This is a genomic window from Nocardia sp. 348MFTsu5.1, assembly GCF_000383535.1.
GTDB lineage: Bacteria > Actinomycetota > Actinomycetes > Mycobacteriales > Mycobacteriaceae > Williamsia > Williamsia faeni.
In genome coordinates this window covers 1-1,681 of the sequence record NZ_KB911539.1, presented here as the reverse complement: position 1 = coordinate 1,681, position 1,681 = coordinate 1, and the positions used below count along the sequence as shown (strand labels likewise).

The window sequence follows — 1,681 nt, the reverse complement described above, 5'->3', positions numbered from 1 at the left end:
CCCCCGCCACAACCTCCTCCACCAACGACGACGGCGCCCGATATTCACTGGTGCGAGTTGACAACATGGGTTCGGGAAGCGCTCGCCGGTCCAACTTCCCCACCGGGCTGAGCGGAATCGCGTCGATTTCGACCACTGCGGCCGGAACCATGTAAGCGGGCAACGTCTCGCCGACGAATGTCAGCAATGCGGGGATGTCGAGGTCGTAGCCGGGTGAGGGAACGACGTACGACACCAGATCGGTTCCGCCCGTGGGCCAACGGTGACCGACAGTCACCGCGAAGTCCACGCCGACCGCAGCGCGTAGGGCGTTGTCGATCTCCCCCAACTCGATTCGCTGACCACGAATCTTCACCTGGAAATCACTGCGACCCACGTATTCGAGCCGGCCTTCATCAGTCCAGCGCACCACGTCGCCGGTTCGGTACAGCCGGGATCCGGAGCCATCGAAGGGGTTGGGTACGTATCGGGATGCGGTCAGTGCCGGGCGGTTGTAATAGCCCCGCGTGATCCCGCATCCGCCGACGTACAGTTCCCCGGCGATACCGACGGGGACAGGCCGCAGGCGCTCGTCGAGGACGTACTCCGACACCCCGACAGTAGGCCTGCCGATGGTCACGGCCTCATCCGGGCGCATCGGGCCTGCCGTCGACAGAACTATGGTGCATTCGGTGGGACCATAACCGTTGACCACGGCTTTGTCGGCAGCCCATGCCGAAAGCAGTTGCGGTGGAAGCGCTTCCCCGACCGGCATGACCAACTCCAGGGATGGCACATCTGACGGCTCCATCATCGCCAATGCCGACGGTGTGATCACCAGATGAGTTCCCTGTTCGGCATTGATGAACCGGGCCAGCTCCGGTCCCGCGTAGACATCTGCGGGCGCCGGTGACAACGTCGCCGATACACCTGCCGCCAGAAGGATCTCGAAGGTCGCCGCGTCGAAGCTCGGCGACGACACGGCGATCACGCGTGATTCGGGGCCTGTTCCGAGTGTTTGCCGCTGGGATTCGGCCACGTTCGCGAGCCCGGAGTTCGGTACCACGACACCCTTCGGACGGCCGGTGGATCCCGAGGTGTAGATCATGAGTGCAGCGTTGGCCGGCCTCAGCGCGCCGGTCCGTTCCGCATCGGTCACCGGCCGTGAATCCAGTTCGGCCACCCGCGCGTCGAAGACCGCATCACCGATCACGGTCAATTGCAGATGACCGATCGCATCTGGCAACTCGCCAGCGGTCGCGATACCGATGGTGGCATCGCAGTCCTCGAGCATGAAAGCTATGCGCTCAGCCGGGTAACGCGGATCGACCGGCACGTAGTAGGCGCCCGATTTCGCAACAGCCCACACCGCGAGCACGAACTCCGGGGACCGGGTGATCGCGATCGCCACCGGCGTCTCCGGACCCGCACCCTGCGAAATCAGCAATCGGGCAAGGCGGTTCGACCGCTCATCGAGTTCCCGGTAAGTCCAGCGCAGGTCGCCCTGCGTCACCGCGAGCCCATCTGGCCGGTTGGCGGCCGCAGTCTCGAGCAGCTCGGCAAATGCGACGGGATGTGTGTCCGGTGCACCCGTTCGCGACAGCAGATCGTGGCGTTCGTGGGTGTCGAGGATATCGATATCACCAACCGACACCACCGAATCAGCAACCACCGCCTCCAACACCCGCACAAACCGACGACC

The 1,681-nt window shown here is 64.4% G+C and carries 1 protein-coding gene; it reads right to left on the bottom strand.

Annotated features, from left to right (window positions below; all coding sequences use genetic code 11):
• The coding region (locus H290_RS29985) for an amino acid adenylation domain-containing protein (protein WP_036520563.1) at nucleotides 1-1,681 on the bottom strand (1,681 nt) is incomplete at both ends.